Genomic DNA, 1,551 nt, shown 5'->3' with positions numbered 1-1,551 from the left:
GGGTCAGCGGCCCAGGTGGATGACGCCGGTGCGGAGGTCGGACATGTCGAGGAGGGTGTGTTTGCCGCCGATGCGGCCCCAGCCGGTGCCTTTGCCGCCGGCTCCGCCGAAGGGCATGTTGATGTCCCAGAATCCGGTGCTGTCGTTGACGATGACTTGGCCGGCTTCGATTTCTTCGATGAATCGGTAGGCCTTGGTGAGGTTTTCGGTGAAGACGGCGGCTTGGAGGCCGAGTGCGTCGGCGTTGGCGAGGCGGAGGAGTTCGTCGTCGTCGTTGGCGGTGATGACGGGGACGACGGGGCCGAAGGATTCTTCGCGGCTGAGGAGGCTGTCGGGGGTGACGCCGTCGACGATGGTGAAGTTGTAGTAGAGGTCGGTGGGGTGGCCGGTTTGGCGGGTGCCGCCGTGGAGGATGTCGAAGCCGCGGGTGCGGGCGTCTGCCATGTGGCGGTCCATTTTGGCGGCGACGCCTTCGTTGTTGACCGGTCCGAGGTTGACGGTGGGGTCGAAGGGGTTGCCGAGGTTGATGGTGTCGGCGTAGGTGACGAGTGCGGCGACGAATTGGTCGTGGACGTCGGCGTGGACGAGGGCGCGTTCGGTGGCGCAGCAGACCTGGCCTGCGCAGTAGTAGGCGGCGTCGGCGGCGGCTTTGGCGGCGGCTTCGATGTTGGCGTCGGCGAGGACGATGAGGGGGCCGTTGCCGGAGCATTCCATGATCGAGCGCTTGAGGCCTGCGGTGGCCTGGATTTTGGCGCCGGTTTGGGAGGAGCCGATGAAGCCGATGGCGTCGATGCCGGGGTGGGCGACGAGGTCGGAGCCGGTGGTGCCTTCGCCGGGCAGGATGTTGATCAGGCCGGTGGGTAGGCCTGCTGCTTCGAAGGCTTCCATGGCGGCGAGCACGGTCAGTGAGGTGTGGGTGGGGGGCTTGACGACGTGGGCGTTGCCGGTGGCCAGGCCGGGTGCGACGAATTCGGTGAGCATGAGCAGGGGGAAGTTCCAGGGCGTGATGATGGCCCAGACGCCGACGGGGCGGTAGAAGGTGAACATCCGCTTGGCCTGGTCGTTGGACGGCAGGGTTTCGCCGTGGAGGCGGACTGCGTCTTCGGCGTGCAGGTGGAACAGTTGGGCGGCTTCGGTGACGTCGGCGATCGATTCGGCCAGTGGCTTGCCCTGTTCGAGGGTTTGCAGGCGGGCGAGGGTGTCGATGCGCTTTTCGAGTTCGTCGCCGATGCGGTGGCAGATTTCTGCGCGCTGCCAGACGCCGACCTTGGCCCATTCGCGTTGGGCGCGGTGTGCGGCGTCGATGGCCTTGTCGATGTCGGCGGTCGAGGGGGTGGGCAGGGTCGCGATGGTTTCGCCGGTGACGGGGCTGATCACGTCGACGGCCGTCCCTGAGCTGCCGTCGGTGAACTGACCGTCGATGTAGAGCTGCTGCCGTGGGGCGGTCGGGATCGATGTGGTCATGGGTACAACCTTTTGATGTGAGCGGGACTGCCGCGGCCCGCGGTGTTTGGGGAGGTCACTCGTTCCGTGCGAGTTCAGTCACCATAG

1 protein-coding gene is annotated in these 1,551 nt (G+C 66.4%); it reads right to left on the bottom strand.

Going from position 1 to position 1,551, the window contains the following annotated elements; translation table 11 throughout:
- Positions 1-3 precede the first annotated feature (3 nt).
- Entirely contained in the window at positions 4-1,464 is a 1,461-nt protein-coding gene (locus FCG67_RS24835) for an aldehyde dehydrogenase family protein (protein WP_136912236.1), read from the bottom strand.
- Between the last annotated feature and the right edge of the window lie 87 nt (positions 1,465-1,551).

It is taken from the genome of Rhodococcus oryzae (genome assembly GCF_005049235.1).
GTDB lineage: Bacteria > Actinomycetota > Actinomycetes > Mycobacteriales > Mycobacteriaceae > Rhodococcus_G > Rhodococcus_G oryzae.
This window is presented reverse-complemented; position numbering and strand designations above follow the sequence as displayed.

What these genes read in the sequence shown, in the direction of transcription:
- FCG67_RS24835 (WP_136912236.1), bottom strand. Translation starts at nt 1,464, where the DNA reads ATGACCACATCGATCCCGACCGCCCCACGGCAGCAGCTCTACATCGAC.